General features: G+C 72.8%; 18 protein-coding genes and 1 pseudogene. 6 read left to right on the top strand and 13 right to left on the bottom strand.

Translation table 11 applies throughout. The features are described 5' to 3' along the window. Positions 1–33: 33 nt before the first annotated feature. Both ACFQS1_RS21350 and ACFQS1_RS21355 read right to left on the bottom strand, forming a co-directional pair. Positions 34–651, bottom strand: a complete 618-nt coding sequence (locus ACFQS1_RS21350; protein ID WP_378971005.1) for a hypothetical protein — start codon at positions 649–651, stop codon at positions 34–36. 72 nt (positions 652–723) lie between these two features. Beyond that, on the bottom strand, positions 724–1,524 hold the full coding sequence (locus ACFQS1_RS21355) for a hypothetical protein (protein ID WP_378971007.1): 801 nt from the start codon (positions 1,522–1,524) through the stop codon (positions 724–726). Between the two features lie 162 nt (positions 1,525–1,686). Here ACFQS1_RS21355 and ACFQS1_RS21360 point away from each other — a divergent pair, with 162 nt between their 5' ends. Next, positions 1,687–3,420, top strand: coding sequence for a BTAD domain-containing putative transcriptional regulator (locus ACFQS1_RS21360; RefSeq protein WP_378971009.1), 1,734 nt, complete (start codon positions 1,687–1,689; stop codon positions 3,418–3,420). Here the strand turns inward: ACFQS1_RS21360 and ACFQS1_RS21365 are convergent. The 4 genes from ACFQS1_RS21365 to ACFQS1_RS21380 are packed head-to-tail and all read right to left on the bottom strand — an operon-like array spanning position 3,397 to position 7,630. Further along, the gene (locus tag ACFQS1_RS21365; RefSeq protein ID WP_378971011.1) at positions 3,397–3,996 is read right to left on the bottom strand and encodes a GTP-binding protein; all 600 of its coding nucleotides are present in this window, start codon (positions 3,994–3,996) and stop codon (positions 3,397–3,399) included. The genes ACFQS1_RS21360 and ACFQS1_RS21365 overlap by 24 nt on opposite strands. Then, positions 3,977–4,363 (bottom strand): DUF742 domain-containing protein, encoded by a 387-nt coding sequence (locus ACFQS1_RS21370; protein ID WP_378971014.1) that lies wholly within the window; start codon positions 4,361–4,363, stop codon positions 3,977–3,979. Before ACFQS1_RS21370 ends, ACFQS1_RS21365 begins: the two co-directional genes overlap by 20 nt. After that, positions 4,353–4,775, bottom strand: coding sequence for a roadblock/LC7 domain-containing protein (locus ACFQS1_RS21375; protein ID WP_378971016.1), 423 nt, complete (start codon positions 4,773–4,775; stop codon positions 4,353–4,355). Before ACFQS1_RS21375 ends, ACFQS1_RS21370 begins: the two co-directional genes overlap by 11 nt. Beyond that, positions 4,775–7,630, bottom strand: a complete 2,856-nt coding sequence (locus ACFQS1_RS21380) for a sensor histidine kinase (protein WP_378971018.1) — start codon at positions 7,628–7,630, stop codon at positions 4,775–4,777. The genes ACFQS1_RS21375 and ACFQS1_RS21380 overlap by 1 nt, the downstream gene beginning before the upstream one ends. Positions 7,631–7,902: 272 nt before the next feature. On the opposite strand from ACFQS1_RS21380, the pseudogene ACFQS1_RS21385 reads away from it, so the two are divergent. From ACFQS1_RS21385 to ACFQS1_RS21395, 3 genes and pseudogenes are all read left to right on the top strand, one after another. Further along, positions 7,903–8,439 (top strand): annotated as a pseudogene (locus ACFQS1_RS21385) (hypothetical protein); the annotation flags it as partial. A 293-nt stretch (positions 8,440–8,732) separates the two neighbouring features. Continuing rightward, entirely contained in the window at positions 8,733–9,872 is a 1,140-nt protein-coding gene (locus tag ACFQS1_RS21390; protein ID WP_378971022.1) for a hypothetical protein, read from the top strand. 74 nt (positions 9,873–9,946) lie between these two features. Further along, positions 9,947–10,945, top strand: coding sequence for a helix-turn-helix transcriptional regulator (locus tag ACFQS1_RS21395; protein ID WP_378971024.1), 999 nt, complete (start codon positions 9,947–9,949; stop codon positions 10,943–10,945). Positions 10,946–11,062: 117 nt separating this feature from the next. Here ACFQS1_RS21395 and ACFQS1_RS21400 read toward each other — a convergent pair whose 3' ends face one another. Further along, on the bottom strand, positions 11,063–11,599 hold the full coding sequence (locus tag ACFQS1_RS21400) for a hypothetical protein (protein ID WP_378971026.1): 537 nt from the start codon (positions 11,597–11,599) through the stop codon (positions 11,063–11,065). A gap of 276 nt (positions 11,600–11,875) precedes the next feature. Further along, positions 11,876–13,843, bottom strand: coding sequence for a M48 family metalloprotease (locus ACFQS1_RS21405; RefSeq protein WP_378971028.1), 1,968 nt, complete (start codon positions 13,841–13,843; stop codon positions 11,876–11,878). A gap of 144 nt (positions 13,844–13,987) precedes the next feature. Here ACFQS1_RS21405 and ACFQS1_RS21410 point away from each other — a divergent pair, with 144 nt between their 5' ends. Continuing rightward, positions 13,988–15,196: a cytochrome P450 gene (locus ACFQS1_RS21410; protein ID WP_378971030.1), complete on the top strand. Its 1,209-nt coding sequence runs from the start codon at positions 13,988–13,990 to the stop codon at positions 15,194–15,196. A 168-nt stretch (positions 15,197–15,364) separates the two neighbouring features. Here the strand turns inward: ACFQS1_RS21410 and ACFQS1_RS21415 are convergent, their stop codons facing one another. Beyond that, positions 15,365–16,831 (bottom strand): beta-N-acetylhexosaminidase, encoded by a 1,467-nt coding sequence (locus ACFQS1_RS21415; RefSeq protein ID WP_378971032.1) that lies wholly within the window; start codon positions 16,829–16,831, stop codon positions 15,365–15,367. A gap of 25 nt (positions 16,832–16,856) precedes the next feature. Between ACFQS1_RS21415 and ACFQS1_RS21420 the strand changes: the two genes are divergently transcribed. Beyond that, positions 16,857–17,393, top strand: coding sequence for a GNAT family N-acetyltransferase (locus ACFQS1_RS21420; protein WP_378971034.1), 537 nt, complete (start codon positions 16,857–16,859; stop codon positions 17,391–17,393). Here the strand turns inward: ACFQS1_RS21420 and ACFQS1_RS21425 are convergent. From ACFQS1_RS21425 to ACFQS1_RS21440, 4 genes are all read right to left on the bottom strand, one after another. Beyond that, complete coding sequence (locus tag ACFQS1_RS21425) at positions 17,390–18,145, bottom strand: SGNH/GDSL hydrolase family protein (protein WP_378971036.1); 756 nt, start codon at positions 18,143–18,145, stop codon at positions 17,390–17,392. The genes ACFQS1_RS21420 and ACFQS1_RS21425 overlap by 4 nt on opposite strands. 107 nt (positions 18,146–18,252) lie before the next feature. After that, positions 18,253–19,107: an LLM class flavin-dependent oxidoreductase gene (locus ACFQS1_RS21430; protein WP_378971038.1), complete on the bottom strand. Its 855-nt coding sequence runs from the start codon at positions 19,105–19,107 to the stop codon at positions 18,253–18,255. After that, entirely contained in the window at positions 19,104–19,670 is a 567-nt protein-coding gene (locus ACFQS1_RS21435; RefSeq protein WP_378971040.1) for an NADAR family protein, read from the bottom strand. The genes ACFQS1_RS21430 and ACFQS1_RS21435 overlap by 4 nt, the downstream gene beginning before the upstream one ends. 131 nt (positions 19,671–19,801) lie before the next feature. After that, a complete protein-coding gene (locus ACFQS1_RS21440) occupies positions 19,802–20,758 on the bottom strand; it encodes a helix-turn-helix transcriptional regulator (RefSeq protein ID WP_378971042.1) in 957 nt (318 codons plus the stop codon).

Genomic DNA, 20,758 nt, shown 5'->3' on the forward strand with positions numbered 1-20,758 from the left:
CCACATCCGGGGCGCGCGGTGGTGGACGCTTTGCTACCAGGGCGTCCGCATCAGGCGATCGGCGGCGCGCCGGCAGGCCGGCGGCAGTGGCAGCGGGTGGCGGGCGGTCACGACGTCGGCCGCGTCGAGGCCGTCGCCCCGCAGGTCCCGGGTCACCGTTCCGGTCAGGCGCGGATAGCGGTCATGCAGATCAAGAGCGGTGATGACGTACGCGAGGGGCACGCGCACGCCGTCCGCGTCGGTGCCCATCGCCGCCAGCAGGGTCGCGGCGTGCGCGGTGCCGATCTCGGCGAGGTCGGTGGTCAGGGACACCGGGCCGCCGTGCAGGACGTCGTACGGGAAGGAGCTCAGCCGGCCGTCGGACCGCCACAGGTGGAACTGCCGCGCCGAGCGGCTACTGTGCAGGCGCCAGCGGACGCCGGCGTCCACGCCGGCCAGCCAGAGCGGCCAGCGCTTGCAGTGGTACGCCTCGACGGACTCCGCCCAGGCGCTCGCACATTCCCGATCGGCCAGGCAGGTGACGTGACACGGCCCGGGAAGAGCTCCCGAGCCGGATTCCACCATCCAGGGCAGGACGGTCCAGTCGTGTCCCGCCAGGCCCAGCACCAGCCGGTCGCAGAGCGTGCACCGGCTCGCTGTGTCGTGGATCAAGAGTCGGTCCCGTCTTCGGACATGCTGGGGCGGCCGCGCGGACCCCCGTAGACCCGCGCGACCGCCGGTTGATCAGCCAGCCAGCATCTCGTAGATGACGCTCGTGGCCTTCTGCTGCTCACCCGCGGCCGGCGCGGCCGGGGTGGCGGTCTTGCCGAAGCCGTCGTACTTGACCGCGTACGTCTTGGCCTTGACCTTGCCGGCCGCCGGGATCTTGGCGACCAGGCTGGTCAGATTGCCGTCGGCGTCGACGACCGCCTCGAACGGCACCTTCTTGGCCTTGTCGCCCAGCGCCTTGAGGGTCTTCTCGTCGACGATCTCGGCCTCGGTCGACTGGGTCAGGTCGGTCGTGCCGGCGAAGTGGCCGGGGCTGGTCTCCTTGATCCCGGTCGACTTCTGCACGAGCAACTTGGTGAAACCGGGGTCGAGCGATCCGTCGTACCCGATGAGGTCCTTGTCCTTGATCTTGGACTCGTCGAGAAGTTGCCAGTTCTTCGGGATCTTGGGAAGGCCGGGGATGGCCGCCGGGCGGAACGCCATCTTGACCCAGGTCTGCTCCCCGATCATGCGGGTGGTCATGGTGAGCGTGAAGCCGGCGTCCGGCTCGGTCTGCACCGCCTTGATCTCGGCGGCCTTCTTCGGGGCGTCCAGCACGCCGGAGGTCGGCACCTCGGCGCCCTTCACCTCGAAGTGGTAGGCCCCGTCGTCGTCGCCCGGAACCGCGTCGATGAGCACGACCTGCGGGTCGGCGGGCTTGGTCGACGTCGGCGCCGCGGCGGGCGGATCGGCCGCGTCCTTCTGCGCCCCGCAGCCGACGGTGGAGAGGGCCAGGATGGCAGCGAGTCCAGCGAGTTGCGCCTTGCGTGCGGTCATCGTCATCGTCTTTCTCAGGTGGGGTTCGGATCGTGCCTGACGTGGCGGTCGCCACCGACGGATCGAAGACTGCGGAACTCCGCCGCCGTCGCGCTGCGGTTATGCTGCTGCCCGCTGCCGTTTCGCTGCGGTTCCAGATAAGTGCTGCTCAGGGGGTGTCTGGTGGCGGTCGACGACCGCTTGAGGTTTGAGGTCCTCGGCGAGGTGCGGGCGTTCCGCGCGGGCCTTCCGGTCGATCTCGGCCCGGCGAAACAACGCGCGGTTCTGGCCGTGCTGCTGTTGCAGGCCGGCCGCCCGGTGCCGACCCACCAGATCGTCGACGCCGTGTGGGGCGACGAGCCGCCGGAGAACGGCGCCAACGTGGTGCAGAAATACGTCGCCGGCCTGCGCCGGGCCCTCGATCCCGACCGGGCGCCGCGCACGCCCGGCGAGTTGCTCGCGCTCACCGGCAGCGGGTACGTGCTGCGCACGGCCGGCGCGGTGGTGGATGCCGACGAGTTCCAGGCGGCGGTCAAGCGGGCCGCGGCCGAGCGGGCGGCCGACCGCCCGCTCGAGGCGGCGAGCACGCTCCGGGGCGCGTTGGGTCTCTGGCGCGGCGAGGCCCTGGCCGGGTTGGGCGGGTCGGTCTTCGAGGCGGCCCGCACCCGGCTGGCCGACGCGCGCGCCTCGGCCTGGGAGACGTGGGCCGAGATCGGGCTGGCGCAGGGGCGCGCGGCCATGATCATCCCGGAGCTGACCCAGCTCGTGGCGGAATTCCCGCTGCGCGAGGGGCTGCGGGCCCAACTCATGCTCGCGCTGCATCAGACCGGGCGGCAGGCCGAGGCGCTGGCGGTGTTCCGCGACTCCCGGGAGTACTTCCTGGACGAGTTCGGCGCCGAGCCGGGCGAGCGGATGCAGGAGGCGCACCGCAAGATCCTGCGAAGCGAGCCGGCGCCGCCGCCCGACCCGGTTCCTTCTCCTGCGCCGGCGCCCTCGATTCCCGCGCCCGCGCCTGCGCCCGCGATCCCGGCCCCTGCACCGGTGCCGTCGATTCCCGCGCAGGTCTCGCCACCCGCGCCGCACCCGGCCCTGCCGCCGCTCTACTGGCGGCCGTCCACGCAGCGTGCATCGGTGGTGGAGGTGCTGTTCGCGGCGATCGTGCCGCTGGCGACCTGCACGATGGCCAGCTGGAGCTACTTCCTCTACACGGCCGTCCGCCGCCGCGACCGGGCCCAGTTCATCACCGCGGCCGTCTACTTCGTGCTGCTCGTGGTGGGCGTTCTGATGTTCGCCGTCGACCCGACCGGGCTGGACGAGGAGGCGTCGGGCGCCGAGACGCTCGGGATCTTCATCGTGCTGCCGCTCGCGATCAGCGCGACCATCCACGGCGCGGTGGTGGCGGTGCGCACCGGCGACTACGAGCGGGCCAAGACGCTGCGCGAACAGGCCCGGCAGTTCGCGACGTTCGACCCGGCCCGCGCGATCGAGGTCGGCGTAGGGCGGCCCGACATCCTGAGCCGGCCCTTCGACGACGGCGGGCTGGTCGACATCAACCACCTGGGCGCGCTCGAGCTGTCCCGGGCCCTCGACCTGCCGCTCGCCCGGGCCCAGGAGATCGTGGTCGACCGGGGGCGGCGCGGACCGTTCGGGCAGCCCGGCGAGCTGGTCACTCGCGGGCTGCTCGGCGAGCGGGTGGTGCGGCGGAACGCCTACCGGTTGATCGCCATCCCGCCGCAGTCCTTCGTCCCCGCCGGTCCCGCCTTCCCCGCCGCTTCTGCCGACGGCCCGGTTCCACCTCCTGCCGACGGCGCGCTTCCGCCTTCTGCCGACGGCCCGGTTCCACCTCCTGACGACGGCGCGGTTTCGGTCGACCGCTCGGCCTCGCCGGATCGGTCAGCGGGTGCCGGCGGCCAGTAGCTGGCGGCGCGCGACGTACTCGACCAGTTCGATCAGGACGTTGCGGGCGCCCAGCGGCTCGCGCGCGTCGAACAGCACGACCGGGACGCCGGGGTCCAGGTCGAGCGCCCGGCCCACCGCGTCGGCGGCGAAGCGCTGCTCGGCCTCGAAGCAGTTCACAGCGACCACGAACGGGGTGCCGCGCTGCTCGAAGTAGTCGATCGACGGGAAGCAGTCGGCGAGGCGGCGGGTGTCGGCGAGCACCACGGCGCCGAGCGCGCCCTGCGAGAGCTCGTCCCAGAGGAACCAGAAGCGGTCCTGTCCGGGGGTGCCGAACAGGTACAGCTGCAGGTCCTCGGTGATCGTGATGCGGCCGAAGTCCATCGTCACGGTCGTGGTGGTCTTGCCCTCCACGCCGTCCACCTCGTCGGCGCCCTCGACGCCGGTGAGGATCTCCTCGGTCTGCAGCGGGCGAATCTCGCTGACCGACCCGACCATCGTGGTCTTGCCGGCGCCGAATCCGCCCGCGATAAGGATCTTGAGCGCTACCGGAATGCGCGACGACGCGCCGTTGCGGTCAGAGCGCACGGAGTCCATTGACAACCGCCTTGAGTACGTCGACGTCGTGCGGCCTGGAGGCCGCCGGGGGTTCGTACATCGAGATGAGACCTGCCGAGCGTAGATCACCGAGCAAAACCCGGACCACACCGACGGACAGGTCGAGACTGGAGGCGAGCTCCACCACCGGGATCGGCTCGCGCGCGGTCGCGACGATCGCGTGGTGCTCCGGCTGGAGGCGGCCAGCCGGTTGCGCCTCGGCGGTGGTCGCCACGACGAACGCCATCATGTCGATCTCACCGCCCGTCGGGGCCACTCGGCCCTGTGTCACCGCGTAGGGACGGACGACCGGACCGGCGTCGTGATCGAGCCAGTCGTGGGCGACGCCGATCGGGTCAGCCGGCATCGGAGGGGGTCACCGCCGGGCGTTCCGGGGCGCTCATGTTCTGACCCACCCGGGTGACGAGCATGGCCATCTCGTACGCGATCAGGCCGAGGTCGGCGTCGCTGGAGGCGAGGACCGCGAGGCAGGCGCCCTGCCCGGCGGCGGTCACGAAGAGGAAGGCCGACTCCATCTCGACCACCGTCTGCCGCACCGGGCCGGCCTTGAAGTGCCGGCTCGCCCCCTTGGCCAGACTCTGGAAGCCGGCCGCCATGGCCGACAGGTGTTCCGCGTCCTCCCGCTTGAGCCCCGCCGAGGCGCCCATCATCAGCCCGTCGGCCGACAGCACCACGGCCTGGCGCGCGGTGGGCACCCGCTCGACGAGGTCGTCGAGCAGCCAGGTGAGGTTCGCGCTCTGGTTGGTCGTCTGGGTCACTATGCGTCCTTTTCCGGCCTGGTCTTCTTCTTGCCCGTCGGCTCGGTCCGGTTCTCGCCGGCCGCGCCGTCTCCCGTGCTGTCTTCTCCCGTCGCGTTGTCCTGCTTGGCCGCGCTGCCTCGTCCGGTCGCGCTGCGTCGTCCCGCCTTGCCGGCTTCTCCCGTCGGGCCGGCTTCTTCCGTTGGCTTGCCGGTGGGCGGCAGGATCGCCGGGAGGATGACGGTAGCCGCATCCGCGCTGGACGCGCCTCCGGGTGATGCCCGGTTGCCGTTTTTCTCCGGCTTCGGGCGATCTTCAGATGGAGAGCCGGTGCGCTGCTTCGGGACACCGAGCCGGTCCGCGTCGATGCGGCCGCGGGTGGTGCCCGACTGGAGCGCGCTCATGATGCTGCGCACCTGCTCGGGCGAGCGGAGCGGGACGGTCGGCTCGTCCGGCAACGCGCCCGCCGGACGACGCAGCTGGGGCACCAGGTTGGCCTGGCGGACCCGCTTGGGCAGACCGTCCTCAGTGGCCGGCCCAGCGGGGGCCACAGCGGGGGCCACAGCGGCCCGCAGGATCTGGGTGACCTCGGCCGCGGGCGGCGCGGGCGCGGGCCCGGCGGTGGCGAGGTCGACCGGGCGGCGTACGCGTCGGCGCTGCACCAGGCCGTCGGAGTTCACGCCGTCCGCAACCGACGACGGCACCGGCCCGTTCAGTGCTGGCGTGGGCTGTTCGACGGCCGGCGCCCCCGCCGCCGCCTCCTCGGTCTCGGCCGGCTTCTCCTCGGTCGTGGCCACGCCGGAGGTGCTGATCTCGATCTCGCGGCGGGCCAGGGCGATCGGGCGACCGGCGACCGTGATCTCGCGCAGCTCCTCGGCGCCCGCCCACTGCAGCGACGCGAGCGAGCGCCGGTCCTCGGTGCCGGAGCCGACCAGCGGGCGCTCCCACCGGTCCGGCAAGGAGCCGCCGGGCAGGGCCGCCTGATCCGGTCCGGCCACCACCAGCTCGCCCGGGATCAGCACGATCGCCGTGACGCCGCCGTACGCGGACTCGCGCAGCGAGACCCGGATGCCGTGCCGGTTGGCCAGTTGGGCCACCACGAACAGGCCGAGGCGGGCGCTGTCGGCCGGGTCGAAGTCGGGCGGCTCGACCAGGCGGCGGTTGGCCGTGTCGATCGCCTCGTGGGTCATGCCGAGGCCGCGGTCCTCGATCTCGATGGCGTACCCGTTCGGCAGCACCTGGCCGGAGACCTGCACCCGAGTTTGCGGCGGGGAGAACGAGGTCGCGTTCTCGAGCAGCTCGGCCAGCAGGTGGATCACGTCGCCGACCGCGCGGCCGAGGATCGCCGACGACTCGATCGAGCGGATGTCGATGCGCTTGTAGTCCTCGACCTCGCTGATCGCGCCGCGGATCACGTCGACCACCGGGACCGGGTTGCGCCAGCCACGGCCGGGGGCGGCGCCCGCGAGGATCACCAGGTCCTCGGCGTGGCGCCGCATGCGGGTGGCGAGGTGGTCGACGCGGTAGAGATCCTCCAGCTCCTGCGGCTCGGTCTCGCGGCGCTCCATCCGGTCGAGCAGGGCGAGCTGGCGGTGCAGCAGCGTCTGGCTGCGCCGGGCGATGTTGAGGAACACCTCGTTGAGACCGCGCCGGACGTTGGCCTCCTCGACCGCCGACTGCACGGCCGTACGCTGCACGTCGTTGAACGCGTGGCCGAGCTGGCCGATCTCGTCCGCGCCGTACCGCAGCGGCGGCGTCTCGACCTCGACGTCCACCGTCTCGCCGCGCTGCAGGCGGCGCACCACGTTGGGCAGACGCTCGGTGGCCATCTCGAGGGCCTCGGCGCGCAGGCGGCGCAGCCGGCCGACCATCGAGCGGCCCACCCGCACCGAGATGACGACCGAGACCGCGAACGCGAACAGACCGAGGATCGCGGCGAGGGCCAGCCGCATCAGGATGGTGACCGCCAGCGACTGGCCGCGGTCGGCGAGACCGTCGATCGCGGCGTTCTCGAAGTCGCGCAGCTGCTGGGCGGTCTGGGTGTACGGCCCGTGCCAGCTGTCCGCGCCGACCGGCGAGATCTGCCCGGACCGGCTCTGCGAGATCAGCCGGTCCATCATCCCGTTGATCTGCACGAACGGGGCCCCGCTGCTCAGCTTCTGATACGCCGCGCGACTCTCGGCGGGCATCTCGTCGACGCCGGTGGCGAGCAGGAACCGGGCCGTGCCCACGTCCTGCACCAGCGCCGAGCGCAGCTCGTCGGTGAACTGGCCGGCCACCGTGGCGCCGGCCAGCAGCGAGTCGACGCGGCTCAGGTACTCCTGGCCGCGGCCCAGCGTGGCCAGCGCGCGGACCTGCCGGTCGATCTCGTCGTCGGGGAAGGTCGCGGTGGCCGTGAACATGTCGAAGCCCGACGAGACCATGCCGTTGTACAGGTTTTGCGCACCGACCGCGTCGAGCTCGCGGAGGTCGATGTGCGAGCGCTGCGACGGCAGCACGTTGATCTCAGTGAAGAACTGGTTGATCCGGCCACGCAGGTTGTCACTGGCCGAGCGCCAGGCGTCACCGCCGCTGGCCGCCTTGCGGAAGTCGTCGACGGCTCGGTCGGTGGCCGCCCGCTGCTCGGTGAGCAGGCCACGGGTCGCGCTCGGGTCCGAGAGGTACTGCACGGAGAGGCGGCGCTCGCGCTGGAGCTCGCCGACCACGACCTCGCCCGGGTTGCCCACGTTGTCGGCGAGAGTGCGCGCCGACAGCAGGCTGAACGCCGGACCGGCGGTCAGCGCGGTCGCGAACAGCCACACCGCGAGCAGGGCCGCCAGCGGCACGGTGACCATGGTGATGATCTTCGAACGGATCGACCAGTTGCGCGTTCTCATCAGGCACCCCCCGGGGAGACGACCGCCCGCTTGCGGTGGGCCGTCACCGTCCGCGTACGCCTCAGGGAGGATACGTAAAACCTTCATGCGGAGCCACCGTCTGACCGTACGATAAATGCCGTGACTGTCCTTTTTGTCCTGCGGATTGGCATGCGGGAGAGCGCGCTCTCGTAGTCGACCTTGCGACAGACCCCTTTTGGACCGTTCTCGGGGAAGGGGATTGACGACTACGGGTGAGTGGGAATAACCGGGGGTGAAGAAGGAGGAGGCCGATGTCCCCCGTTATCACCATCGTCCTGATAATCGTCGTCCTGGTGGTCATCGCCGCGATCGTGTACGGCGTGCAGGCTGGGCGGCGCAAGAAGCTGCAGAGCACCTTCGGGCCGGAGTACGACCGCGTGGTGGCCGACACCGGGAACCGCACGGAGGCCGAGAAGGAGCTGCGCGAACGCGAGAAGCGGCACGCGGAGCTGGAGCTGAAGGAGTTGTCGCCGGAGTCCCAGCAGCGGTACCGCGCCGCCTGGGAAGAGGTGCAGATCCAGTTCGTGGACAACCCGTCCGAGGCCGTCGGCACCGCCGACGAGCTGGTCACCCGCCTGATCGCCGAGCGCGGCTACCCCACCGGCGAGTACGACGAGCGGCTCGCCAACCTGTCCGTCGAGCACGCGAACACGCTGCAGCACTACCGTGACGCGCACGAGATCAGCGAGCGGAACACGGCGGGGTCGGCCACCACCGAGGACCTGCGCCAGGCGCTCGTGCATTACCGGGCACTTTTCGCGGATCTGCTGGGCACCGACCCGGTTTCGGTTCCGCCGTCGACGACTGCTGGTACTACTACTTCCAGTCCCGAAGCTGCTTCCAGTCCCGAAGCTACTTCCAGTCCCGACGACGAGTCCCTCTCCCGTTCCGACGAGTCCACGTCCCGTTCCGACGAGCCCATCTCCCGTGCCGACGAGCCCGCTTCCCGTGCCGACGAGCCCGCTTCCCGTTCCGAGGACGAGCTCAGGTCCCGTTCCGACGATGAGCCGGCGCCCGCTCCCCGCAGGGCCGCCGACACCGATGCCGCCACCGACAACCGCCGCTGAGGGAGCCATCGACCATGAAGTTCTTCTCCAACGAATCCAAAGAGACCGACGACCCCGACCGCGACCGTGACCAGCACGGCGACGTGGTGACCTCCGACCCGGTCGCGGTGCCGCAGCAGCGGGCCGGGTCGCCCTGGAGTGACGCACCGGGCAGCACCGACACGGCTCCTCAGGCCGACACCCTCCCGGCCACCGGCACCGGCTACGAGTCCACCGACTCGGATTCCCGCGGCACCGACTCCGGCGATGCCGACTCCACCGTCGTCGAGGCCGGCAGCCCCGACGACGAGCTGGCCGAGCAGGAACTGCGGGACGGCACCGACGAGGAGCCGGCCGCGCGGCGCGACGGGACCGTGACGACGTACGGGCCGGACGGGACGGTGACCGAGCGGTCCGCGGACGACGACCTCGACCTGAGCCTCGACTCCGACTCGCCCCGCGACGACTCCACACGCACCGACGACGACTCCCCGCACGCCGACGACGACTCCGCGCGCACCGACGACGCCGACGCGCTTCGCCGCGACGACGGCGACACCGCGGGCACCGACGACGTCGACTCCACGGGCACCGAGGCCGGCTCCCTGCGCGGCGACGACGGCGGCGAGCATCGCGCCGAGGACGCCGCGGTCCAGGACGCCGCGGTCCAGGACAAAGGCACGTTCGACAGCCCGCAGGCCGTCGAGCCCGGCACCGGGGAGCCGCTCTCTGGTTCGTCCGACACGTTCGATGATGACGAGAACGCCCGCGACCGGGCCGCGGCCGAGGCGGAAGCCCAGCAGACCATCGACGAGGAGCGGGCCGACGAGCGGCAGGCCGAGCTCGACGGTCAGCCCGTGTCCGTCGAGCCCGAGCCGGTCCCGGTGGCGGCCGCCGCCACTCCCGGTGGCGCCCCGGCCACCGCGCTCGACCGGCTCTTCACCGACGGCGACTCGTTCGCCGACCGGTTCCGCGACATCCAGCTGCGCTTCGTGGACAGCCCCAAGGAGGCGACCGCGGAGGCCGCCGCCCTGGTCGGCGAGGCGGTCGACAAGCTGACGGACGCGCTGCGGGCCCAGAAGGACGCCCTCGGCGGCAACTCGGACGACACCGAGCAGCTGCGCGTCCAGTTGCGCAGCTATCGCGACCTGCTCAACCGCCTGTCCGCTCTCTGATCCCGCACGTCTTCCCCGGGGGAGCCGGTCCGTCCGGCTCCCCCTTTGTGATATCCGCCGGTTAACGTGCGGGGGTGCGCGCCGGCCGACTCGTGTCCCTCCTCCTGCTGCTGCAGACCCGGGGGCGGATGACGGCGCGCGAGCTGGCCGACGAGCTGGAGGTCTCCGTCCGTACGGTGTATCGGGACGTGGAGTCGCTCGGCTCGGCCGGCGTCCCGATCTACGCCGACCGCGGCCCGGCCGGCGGCTATCAGCTGCTGGACGGCTATCGCACCCGGCTGACCGGCCTGACCGGCGACGAGGCCGGCACCCTGTTCCTGGCCGGCATGCCGGGTCCCGCGGCCGAGCTCGGGCTCGGCTCGGTGCTGGCCGCGGCCGAGCTCAAGCTGCGCGCGTCGCTGCCGGGCGAGCTGGCCGATCGCGCCGATCGGGTACGCGAACGCTTCCACCTGGACGCGCCCGGCTGGTTCCGCGGCGACGAGCCGACGCCGTACCTGTCCACGGTGGCCGAGGCGGTGTGGAGCTCCCGCCTTCTCGAGGTCCGCTATCGCCGGTGGAAGGCGCCGCGCGAGGTGACCCGCACGCTGAACCCGCTGGGCGTCGTGCTCAAGGCCGGCCGGTGGTATCTGGTGGCGAGCGCCCGGGAGCGCACCACGGGCTACCGCGTGTCGAACATCCTGGAGGCCGAGGTGCTGGACGCGCCGGCCGAGCGCCCCGAGGGCTTCGACCTGGCGGCTTTCTGGCAGGAATGGGCCGAGCGATACGAGCGGAGCGTCTACCGCATGACGGCGACCGTGCGGATGACCGAGGACGCGCTGCGGTTGATGGCCTTCGTCTTCCCGCCGGAGATGTCGCGCACGGCCCGCGACCTGGCCGGCGAACCCGGCGACGACGGATGGCTGTGCACCACCGTGCCGATCGAGTCGATCAAGCAGGGCCACGTCGAGCTGCTCAAGCTGGGCGCGGACGTCGAGGTCTTGGAGCCCCCCGAACTGCGCGAGCGCATGGCCGAGACGGCCCGGGCGATGGCCCGGACATATCTGTCCACGAACGCCACGACCGCCTCCGCCTGACCTCCGCCGAGCATCGCCGGCCCGAACCGCGCTGCCGGCGACCGCACCGGCCGGACCGTCGCGCCGGGGATCTCAGGCCGCCCGGGTGGTTGCCGATCCGGCGCCGGCGGCGATGCCTCAGGCGCCCGGGTGGTTGCCGATCGGGCCGCCGGCGGCGATGCCTCCGGTGCCGGGCTGGAGGTTGTCCGGGTCGGTCGGGGCGGCGGTGCTGGTCTCGGTGGGCGGGTCGGGCGGCTGGGTCGGATCGGTGGGGTCGCCGGTCGGCGGGGTGGCGGGGCCGGTCGTCGACTCGGTGGGCGGGGTGGACGGGCTGCCGGTGTCGCTCGGCGCCGGGGAAGCGCTCGGCGACCCGGACGGGGTGGCGGGCGTCGGCGAGGTCGTAGTGGTTGCGGACGGCGTGGGGGACGTCGAGGCGGTCAGCCGCAGGACCTTGCCGCGCGGCGTGGCGCCGGCGGTCTGGTCGCCGTCGAGCGGGCTGTCGCCGGCGCCCGAGCCGCCGACCAGCTGCTCCGGGCCGGCCGTGCGCTCGCCGACGACCGCCGGCGGACCCGCCGGCGCGACCTCGACCGCCCCGAGCCGCACCCCCAGCCACATGGCCGGACCGAGCCCGACCGCGACGATCGCCCCGAACAGCGCCGCAGGCCCTCGATGCATGAGTGACCTCCCCCGTATAACCCGATCATCCGACCGCGTCCCCGCACTGCACTACCCATTTCGGAAAACGCCAAGCGAACAACCACTGAGGCTATTGTGACCCAAGGTGATCAGGCGCTAGCTCATTCGTCGCGGATGAGACGCACCTGCTTCCGGTCACGGATCCGCAGGCCAGGAAGTTCACGGTGGGTCATGCCCGTTTCCGCGCAGTGTGCGTGGACGCCCGGTTCGGGGCGTCCGCGACCACGCTGCGAAATACGCCCGGGGCGGCCGGGGTCAGCGCGTGCTGGTGAGGAAGGACACCGCGTCGTCGAGGGCCGTCCAGCCGCCGGGAAGCTCGTCCGAGTCGAGGGCCGTCCGGACGCTCAGCGTGCCGCCGTCGCTCAGCCTCATCGCCCACGATCGCCGCCCGTTGCGGCTCGCCGACGCGCCCGCCATATCCGCGAACGGAATGAACCGGCTCCCGTCGAGGGACGCGAGGACGCCGGAACCGGTAACGAGATCGGAGGCGGGAACGGCTGCGGGACCAGGGGCGGGACCGAGGGCTGCCGGATCGAGGGCGGGGGCTTTCGCGGCGGCCGGGGTGCCGTCGGCCAGGACGCCGTCGGCGGCCAGGCGGGTCAGGCGGCGTTTGGCCTCGCCGGCGCGGGAGCGGGGCAGGCCGGGCAGCAGAAACAGCCCGGTCTCGACCACCAGCACGTCGGTGCGCACGCCGTCGACCAGCACGTTTACCACTCCGCCGACGACCGGCACGCGGGCCGTGGGGCGGCCCGCGGCGGCGGGGCCGGCGGTGGCGAGGTCGATACCCATGGCGGCCAGGCGCTCGCGGGCCGCGCCGACCGTGGCGGGGTCGGCGGCGAGCTCGGCCGGGCCGACCAGGTCGAGATGGGAGCCGTCGATCGCGACCAGCTCGGCCGTGCCCGTCCAGCTGTGCCGCCAGCGGGCCACCCCGCCGTGCAGCGCGGCCAGCGCCAGCAGCAGCGCGATCAGGTCGACGATGCGGCCGGCCACCTCGTCGGCGGGGCGGTCGTCGAAGACCGTCTCGGCGATCTTGCGGAGGCGGCCGTCGGCGGCCAGCTCCAGCACGTCGGCCGCGCCCGTGACCGGCGAGCCGGCGACCCGGGAGATCGCCCGCAGCGACGCGTCGGCCTCGCGTTCCATCTCGCCGGCGCGGGCCGCGTCGAAGAACTCGTCCCAGGACAGCACCGTGCGCCCGGCCGGCGGGAACGCCACCGCCTGCAGCGCGCGGCCGAGGGCCGGCAGGTCGGGCACCAGATCGGCGGCGGCCGGCCGGACCGCGACCTCGGGGCCCTCGTCGGTCAGCGCCACCAGTGCGGCGATGCGATCGGCGAACGGCGGATGGGGATCCCACTCCCCCGGCGGCTCGGGCGTGCGGGCGCGCAGCAGCGCCATGTCGTCGGGACGGGCGGCCAGCACCCGCAGGAAGCCACCGAACACGTCGTCGGGCACGTGGCCGGCCTGCCAGCCAGGGCTGAGGTACTCGGCGTGGAACAGCTGCTGCATGCCCTCGAGCGCGGGGCCGTCGCGCAGCACCTCGGCGGCGGGCCGCCCACCGCCGAACTCGGCCGCGACCCGGTCGGCGGCCAGCTCCTGCTCGCGGGCGAAGGGCGCGTCGATCCGGCGATACCACGCCGCGTAGGCGCGCAGCACCGGGCCGGCCGGGCTGCGCCGCGGGATGCGCGGCACGATGCGCGCCAGCGCGACCCGGCCGCGGTACGCCATCGGGGCGAAGCGGCCCAGCCGGCGGGTGCCGTGGGCGAGCTCGTGCGCCACGGCGGCGCGCAGACGCGGCTGATCCCACGCCAGCAGCAGCGGCAGGCCGAGGAAAAGCTCGCGCCGGCCGCCGACCAAGCCGGTCAGCCGCACCCGCTCGGCGAGCGTGACGAAGGCGCCGGCGACCACGGTCACCGCGTCGGGCGGGCGCGCACCGGCCGCGGCCGCGGCGGCGTCGATCACCTGCCACAGGGCCGGAGCGTCCGCCCTGGTCACCGGCACGCCGGCCGGAGCCGGGCGGGGCAGGCGGAGGGCCCGGACGGTGGCCCACCAGAGGAGGCCGGCGGTGGCGATCACCAGCGGGACCGCCACTCGGACGGCGGCCGAGCCGGGCAGCACCGACAGCACCAGCGCGACGGCGAGCAGCGCCGCGATCACCTGGAACCAGGCGATCAGCAGGAAGCCGGCGAAGCCGGCGGCGGAGAGCGCAGCGCGGTTGCCGTGGCGCACCCGAACCTCCGTACCCGAGGGGAACACGACGGGCACAGCCTAGAGCGGGGCACCGACAGAAAACCCAGACGCCGAGTCCGGCGGCGGCGAGAATTAAGGAAGTCTTGTTGCGGCGGTGTCGGGCAGTCACGGGAGGGAATACGGATGGCCATGGATCGGCTCGATCAGACCTTCGCCATCCCGATCAAGGGTTACGCCTGGCTGCCCGACCTGCGGCGGCGCAGCCACGGACAGCCGGTGACGATGCGTCTGCTCGGCAAGCCGGCGGTCGCGATCGGCGGGCCGACCGCGGCCAAGTTCTTCTACGACGCCGGCCACCTCGAACGCCACACGGCGATCCCGGGCCCGGTGATCGACACGCTGTTCGGCCGGGGCGCGGTGCAGACGCTCGACGGGCCCGAGCACGAGGCGCGCAAGGCGCTGTTCGTCGCGCTGCTGATGGGCGACGGGGTCGAGACGCTGGCCAAGCTCGTCGGCGTGGCGTTCGACGAGGCGGCCGACCGCTGGCGGGGCGCCGGGGAGATATCCCTGTTCGACGAGACGGCCCTGGTCATCAGCGACGCGGTGAGCCGCTGGTGCGGCGTACCGGAAAATGAGCGTGACCGGACCGACCTGGCCTTGGATCTCGTCGCCATGGTCGACGGGTTCGCGACGGCCGGCCCCCGCCACCTCTGGGCCCGGCTGGCGCGACGGCGGCGTGAGCACCGGCTGACCGAGCTGATCGGGGAGGTGCGCCGGCAAGATCCGGCGCCGACCGCGGTGTCGGCGATCGCCCATCATCCGGCCGGCGGCGACCCGCTGGACGCCCGCACCGCGGCGGTCGAACTGCTCAACATCCTCCGCCCGGCGACCGCGGTGACCTGGCTCGCCGCCTTCGCGGCACACGCCCTCGAGCGATGGCCGCAGATGCGTACGAAGATCGCCGAGTCCGACGAGTACACGGCCGCGTTCACCCACGAGGTGCGCCGGTTCTATCCGTTCACCCCGTTCCTCGCCGGCCGGGCCCGGCGCGACCTGCGCTTCCAGCGGGTCGACATCCCCCGCGGGGCGCTGGTCCTGCTCGACGTCTACGGCCAGCACCACGATCCGCGGGTGTGGCCGGAGCCGTACGAGTTCCGGCCCGAGCGATTCCGGCGGCGGCCGATCGGCGAGTTCGAGCTGATCCCGCAGGGCGGCGGCGACCCGCGCACCGGGCACCGCTGCCCGGGCGAGCAGATCACCATCGCGGTGCTCGGCACGCTCGCGCAGCGGCTGGCCCGGCTCGAGTACTACCTGCCGCCGCAGGATCTGACCATTGATCTCGCGCGGATTCCGGCCCGGGTGCGCAGCGGCCCCCGGATCGTGGTGGTGTGAGAGCTAGGCCCTGTTTCGTAACCCGACCAGGGCTGCGGCGTGGCCCAGGGGTCGGCTGACGGCACCCGCAGAACGGCCACATCCAACACCGGGATGCGACCGCCCTGCGGGCGACGCCAGCCGACCCCTGGACCTCGCCTCGCACTTGGCCGGGTTACGAAACAGGGCCTAGGCCCAGTCGATCTCCGCGGATCGGTAGTAGTTGATGCCCTGGGCGGTCCAGCGCGGGCCGTACCCGCCGAGCCGGCGGCGGAAGGAGCGCCACTCGCGGTCGGCGCGCGGGGTCCAGCCGACCTCGGCGATCGCGGCGAGCCGCGGGAACACCAGGAACTGCACGTCGGCGAGCGAGCGCACGGTCTCGGACCAGAGCGGCGCCTCGACGCCGAGCAGGGACTCCTCGCCGACGCCGGGCAGCCGGTCGGCCGGATCCCAGTCGTAGCAGCGCTCGACGCCGACCAGGCCGGCCCAGTCGAGGCCGAGCGGGGTGTCCTTGTCGTACTTCATGTCGAGGTAGCTGCGGTCGGCCGGCGACATGATCACCTGGTGGCCGGCGGCCGCGGCGCGGGCCACGCCGTCGTCGGCCGGCTCGATCCGCCAGTACTGCGGGATCGCGGTCGGCGGGAGCTCGACGGCGGCGATCTCGTGCCAGCCGATCGCCCGCTTGCCGTACTTGCCGGCCAACGGCAGCACCCGGCGCAGGAAGACGCGGTAGTCCTCAGGCGGCGTCGAGAACGCCTCGTCGCCGCCGATGTGCAGGTAGGGGCCGGGCGTGAGGGCGGCGACCGCGCGGACGACGTCCTCGACGAACGCGTACGTCTCCTCCTTGCCGGCCGCCAGCGAGCTGTAACCGACCTCGGCGTCGGTGCGCGGCGGCACCGGTTGCCCGTCGGCGGTGAGCTCGGGGTAGGCGACCTGCGCGGCGTTCACGTGCCCGGGCATGTCGATCTCGGGGACGATCGTGACGTACCGAGCGGCCGCGTAGGCGACCAGGTCGGCGTACTCGGCGGCGGTGAGGAAGCCCGGCCCGGCGCCGTCGACGCCGGTGCCGGGGCCGCCGCCGATCTCGGTCAGGCGCGGCCGGCCGGGGATCTCGAGACGCCAGCCCTGGTCGTCGGTGAGGTGCAGATGCAGATGGTTGATCTTGAGTTGGGCGATCGCGTCGATGTGCGACTTGATCTCGGCCGGGCCGAAGAAGTGCCGGGCGATGTCGAGCATGGTGCCGCGATAGGCGAAGCGGGGCTCGTCGTCGATCCGCCCGCCGGGCAGGACGATCTCGCCGGCCGGCCGCTCCGGCAGGAGCTGCCGCAGCGTTTGCAACGCCGCGAAGAGACCTTGGTTGCTCGGCGCGCGGAGGGTCACGCTTTCCGGCGTGATTTCCAATCCGTACGCCTCGGGAGGCTTGCCGTTCCGGTCGGCGCCCTCGAGGAGGACCCGGAACGAGCCGCCGCTCCCGATCGGGACGGGCCGGCCGGTGGCGCGCCGCAGCAGCTCGGCCAGCTGCTCGGCGATGTCCGCCGCCTCCGGGGAGGCGCTCACGGACAGATCGGAGGGGACGCGGAAGTTGGCGGCCGGATCGGGCCGCACCGAGACCGGAAGGGGGATGACATCGCCGAGTTGCCTGGTGAGTGCCTGCACGCGAGAAACCTTAAACTGTCTTTCCATGTCGATCACGACCCGTCGCGCCGATCTTTCCGATACCGGCCTGCTGCACGACCTCGCGGCTCGTACGTTCGGGCTGGCCTGCCCGCCGGGGACGCTCCAGGCCGATATCGACGCGTTCATCGCCCGGCACCTGTCGCGGGAGGCCTTCCGGCAGTACCTGGCCGATCCGGGCCGGATCCTGCTGATCGCCGAGGAGGACGGGGTGGCGCTGGGTTACTCGATGCTGGTCGGGGGCCCGATCGCCGACCCGGACGTGGCCGCGGTGGTCGACTCGGCGACGAGCATCGAGCTGAGCAAGTTCTACCTGGCGCCGGACCGGCACGGGTCGGGCGTGGCGGCCACGCTGATGGCGGACACGCTGGCCGAGGCGGCCAGGACCGGGGCGAAGTTCTGCTGGCTCGGGGTCAACCAGCGGAACGTGCGCGCCGCGAAGTTCTACGCGAAGCAGGGCTTCGAGGTGGTCGGGGTCAAGCGCTTCCTGGTCGGCGACGTCTGGCACGACGACCACGTACGGATCCGACCGCTGGTCCCTTAGGCGGTCGGGATCGGCACCCAGGTGCGGTATTTGCCGGTGCGGGCGTCGCCGGAGGACCGGCCGCGGAGGCGGCGGTTGATCCACGGCAGGACGTGCTCGCGGTAGTAGCGGGCCTCGGCCAGCACCCGGCGCGGCTCCTCGGGTCCCGGGTCGATCACGTGCGCCTCGGTCGGGTGGCCCAGCGCGGTCAGCACCAGGCCGGCGACCCGGCGGTGGCCGGCCGCGTTGAGGTGCAGCCGGTCCGGCGACCAGTAGCCGGCCCGGCGGATCTCGGTGTCGTGGAAGACGTCGACGAAGGTGAGGTCGAAGCGGTCGGCGAACGGCCGGATGGACTCGGTGAGCATCTCGCCGCGGCGGCGCATCATGGCGCCGAACGGCAGCCGGTCGGACGGGTCGGCGCCGCTGAGCAGCAGCACGCGTACGCCGGCGTCGGCGCACCGGCGCAGCGCCCGCTCGGTGAGCCCGACCAGGCTCGACATGTCACTGCCGGGACGCATCATGTCGTTGCCGCCGCCGTTCAGCGACAGCAGCGTCGGCAGCGGATCCAGCGCCAGGGCCGCTTCCAGCTGTTCGGTGACGATGGGTTCGAGCAGGCGGCCGCGGATGGCCAGGTTGGCGTACTGGATGGTCTGTTTCTCCGCCGCCGCCAAGCCGGCGGCGACAAGGTCGGCCCAGCCACGCTGTGACCCGTCCGGCAACGTGTCGCCGAGGCCCTCCGTGAAGCTGTCCCCGATCGCCACGTACCGCGTCACTGCTGGTTCCCTTCCCGCGCCGAGTGGAGATGACCAAGCTGGCCTTCCCGCGCGAGATTACCGAAGGGTACCGGCCGGTAAGGGTGGGTCGTGACCGATGTCGCCGATCAGTCGATCAACGGACGGATCTCCCGCGCGACCGAGCGGACGAACGCCACCGGGTCCGGGTCGTCGGGCGTCGGCTGGAGGATCAGGCTGGTGGCGCCCGCGGCGACGAACTCGCGCAGGCCGGCCGCCATCTCCTCGGGGGCGCCGGAGACGCCGGGGTGGTCGGCGCCTTCCCGGTGCTGCTGCGCGCGCAGGCGGTCGGCGGCGCCGGGACCGAACGCGGCGGGGACGAAGACGACCAGTTCGTGCTCTCGGTCCGGCACAGCGTCGGCGTGGATGTGGCCGAGGGCCGCGACGACACCGGCCGGCGAGGTGCCGCCGGTGAGGATCGTGCCGTCGCCGACCTGGCCACCGAGCGCCAGGGTCTTGGGGCCGGTGGAGCCCACGTACAGGGGCGGGACGGCGGTGGGCGGCCAGTCGAGCCGGACGGCATCGAGGTTGACGTAGCGGCCCTTGGTGGTGACCTCTTCGCCGTTGAGCAGGGCGCGCAGCGCGGTCGCGTACTCCCGGAGGAGGGTGAGCGGCGACGCCGCGCGATTGCCCACCTGGCCCATCCACTCCTGCACGCCGTGGCCGATGCCCGGCCGGGCGCGGCCGCCGGAAAGGCGGCTCAAGGTCGCGATCTCCATGGCGGCCAGCGCGACGTTGCGGAACGGCAGCGGCATGATGCCGATGCCGACCTTGAGCCGCTCGGTCCAGGCCAGCGCGGCCGCGGCGGCCGAGACGCCGCCGGCGAGGAAGCAGTCCTCCCACAGCCACAGCTCCTCGAGGCCCGCCTCGTCGGCGGCGCGGGCGATGGCCCGCAAGTCCTCGGGCGGGTTCTGCGGCAGCGAGATGGCCCCGATGATCGTCATGAGTGCTCACTCTGCCATTCGTGGCGGGCACGCATCAGGGCGAAGCCGAGCAGGTTGAGGCCGCGCCACCGCGCGGGGTCGGCGGCCCGCTCGTCGGCGGCGGCCAGGCCGATGCCCCACACGCGGTCGGTCGGGCTGGCCTCGACCAGCACCCGGTCGCCGGTGCCGACGAGCCAGGCGCGCAGGTCGTCGTGCTGGCCGAACTTGTGCCGGCTCGCGTCGGTGACGATCTCGAAACGGTGCTCGGCCCAGGTCTCGCCGTCGAAGCCCCTGATCTCACGGCCGAGGGCCTTGGCATCGCGCGGGTCGGTGGTGGCGACGATGCGCTCGGCCATCTCGTGGTCGCCGAAGAGGCGGGCCTTGCGCCACATCATGTAGTGCTCGGCGGAGCGGAAGAGGACGCCGTCCACGGTGAACTCGACCGGCCACCACTGGCTGAGGCAGCCGGCGCCGATGCTGCCGTCGCGCTGCGGTCGATGACTCCAGAAGAAGAGGAATTTCGGAGGTACGGGCCGGGCCAGCAGGTCGGCCACCGAGCGGGGAGGCGTGATCACGGCGTCCATTCTGCGGCCACCGCGCATATCCAGCAATTCTTATCTAAGCGCTGTCTTATAAGCGGGCGAAAAATGTCGGTGGGCGCCGATAGCTTTCTCCTCGCGGATCGGCGCCACGGGGGCGCCGATCCGTCCACCCGTCAGGCGGCGCCGCGCAGCAGGGTCTCGCCGGTGGCTCGGACGCGGTCGCGGAGCTCGGGTGGGGACTCGATCGTGAAGGGGGCGCCCATCGTGCCGAGCACCCAGACCGGCCAGGAGAGGTCGTCCACGTTCATCCGCAGCCGGCACGAGCCGTCGCCGTCGACGGGCTCGACCGTGCCCCAGTGGCCGACCACGGCCCGCACCCGGTCCGGTGCGACCTGCAGGACGACCGAGACCTCGTGGCGGGTGGGGATGGCGGCGATCCGGGAGCGGAGCCAGGCGACCGGGTCGCCGCCGGGGATCTCGCGCGGGCGGAAGCGGGCGCCGGTGGCGGCCGGGCCGGAGAGGCGGTCCAGGCGGAAGCTGCGCCAGTCGGCGCGGTCGAGGTCCCAGGCGATCAGGTACCACCGGCGGCCCAGGGAGACCAGGCGGTGCGGCTCCACGTGGCGATCGGAGGTGTCGCCCTCGCGCGGGGCGTAGGCGAACCGGAGGCGCTCCTCGCCGCGGCAGGCGAGGGCGACGGTGGTCAGCGCCGTGGCGTCGAGGGCCGGGCCGCCGCCGAAGGCACCGGGGGCGGTCACGGCGCGCAGGGCGTCGATGCGCTTGCGCAGCCGCGGCGGGAGGAGCTGGATGACCTTGGCGAGGGCGCGCACCGAGGTCTCCTCGAAACCGGCGACCGCGCCGGCCGCGGCGGTGCGCAGGCCGACGGCGATGGCCACGGCCTCGTCGTCGTCGAGCAGCAGCGGCGGCACGGCGGCGCCGGCCTGCAACTGGTAACCGCCGGCGGCGCCCCGGTTGGCGTCGACCGGGTAGCCGAGGTCGCGCAGGCGGTCGACGTCGCGGCGGAGCGTGCGCGGGCTGACCTCGAGGCGGTCGGCCAGCTCCGCGCCGGGCCAGTAGCGATGCGTCTGGAGCAGGGAGAGCAGCCGCAGCATCCGAGCACTCGTGTTCGCCAT

The organism is Paractinoplanes rhizophilus (assembly GCF_042664765.1).
Lineage (GTDB): Bacteria > Actinomycetota > Actinomycetes > Mycobacteriales > Micromonosporaceae > Actinoplanes > Actinoplanes rhizophilus.

Excerpts from the sequence above, each read along its gene's own strand:
- ACFQS1_RS21365 (WP_378971011.1), bottom strand. The coding sequence starts at position 3,996 with ATGGACTCCGTGCGCTCTGACCGCAACGGCGCGTCGTCGCGCATTCCG.
- ACFQS1_RS21355 (WP_378971007.1), bottom strand. The coding sequence starts at position 1,524 with ATGACCGCACGCAAGGCGCAACTCGCTGGACTCGCTGCCATCCTGGCC.
- ACFQS1_RS21370 (WP_378971014.1), bottom strand. The coding sequence starts at position 4,363 with ATGCCGGCTGACCCGATCGGCGTCGCCCACGACTGGCTCGATCACGAC.
- ACFQS1_RS21430 (WP_378971038.1), bottom strand. The coding sequence starts at position 19,107 with ATGACGATCATCGGGGCCATCTCGCTGCCGCAGAACCCGCCCGAGGAC.
- ACFQS1_RS21380 (WP_378971018.1), bottom strand. The coding sequence starts at position 7,630 with ATGAGAACGCGCAACTGGTCGATCCGTTCGAAGATCATCACCATGGTC.
- ACFQS1_RS21400 (WP_378971026.1), bottom strand. The coding sequence starts at position 11,599 with ATGCATCGAGGGCCTGCGGCGCTGTTCGGGGCGATCGTCGCGGTCGGG.
- ACFQS1_RS21440 (WP_378971042.1), bottom strand. The coding sequence starts at position 20,758 with ATGGCGAACACGAGTGCTCGGATGCTGCGGCTGCTCTCCCTGCTCCAG.
- ACFQS1_RS21410 (WP_378971030.1), top strand. The coding sequence starts at position 13,988 with ATGGCCATGGATCGGCTCGATCAGACCTTCGCCATCCCGATCAAGGGT.
- ACFQS1_RS21420 (WP_378971034.1), top strand. The coding sequence starts at position 16,857 with ATGTCGATCACGACCCGTCGCGCCGATCTTTCCGATACCGGCCTGCTG.
- ACFQS1_RS21390 (WP_378971022.1), top strand. The coding sequence starts at position 8,733 with ATGAAGTTCTTCTCCAACGAATCCAAAGAGACCGACGACCCCGACCGC.
- ACFQS1_RS21435 (WP_378971040.1), bottom strand. The coding sequence starts at position 19,670 with ATGGACGCCGTGATCACGCCTCCCCGCTCGGTGGCCGACCTGCTGGCC.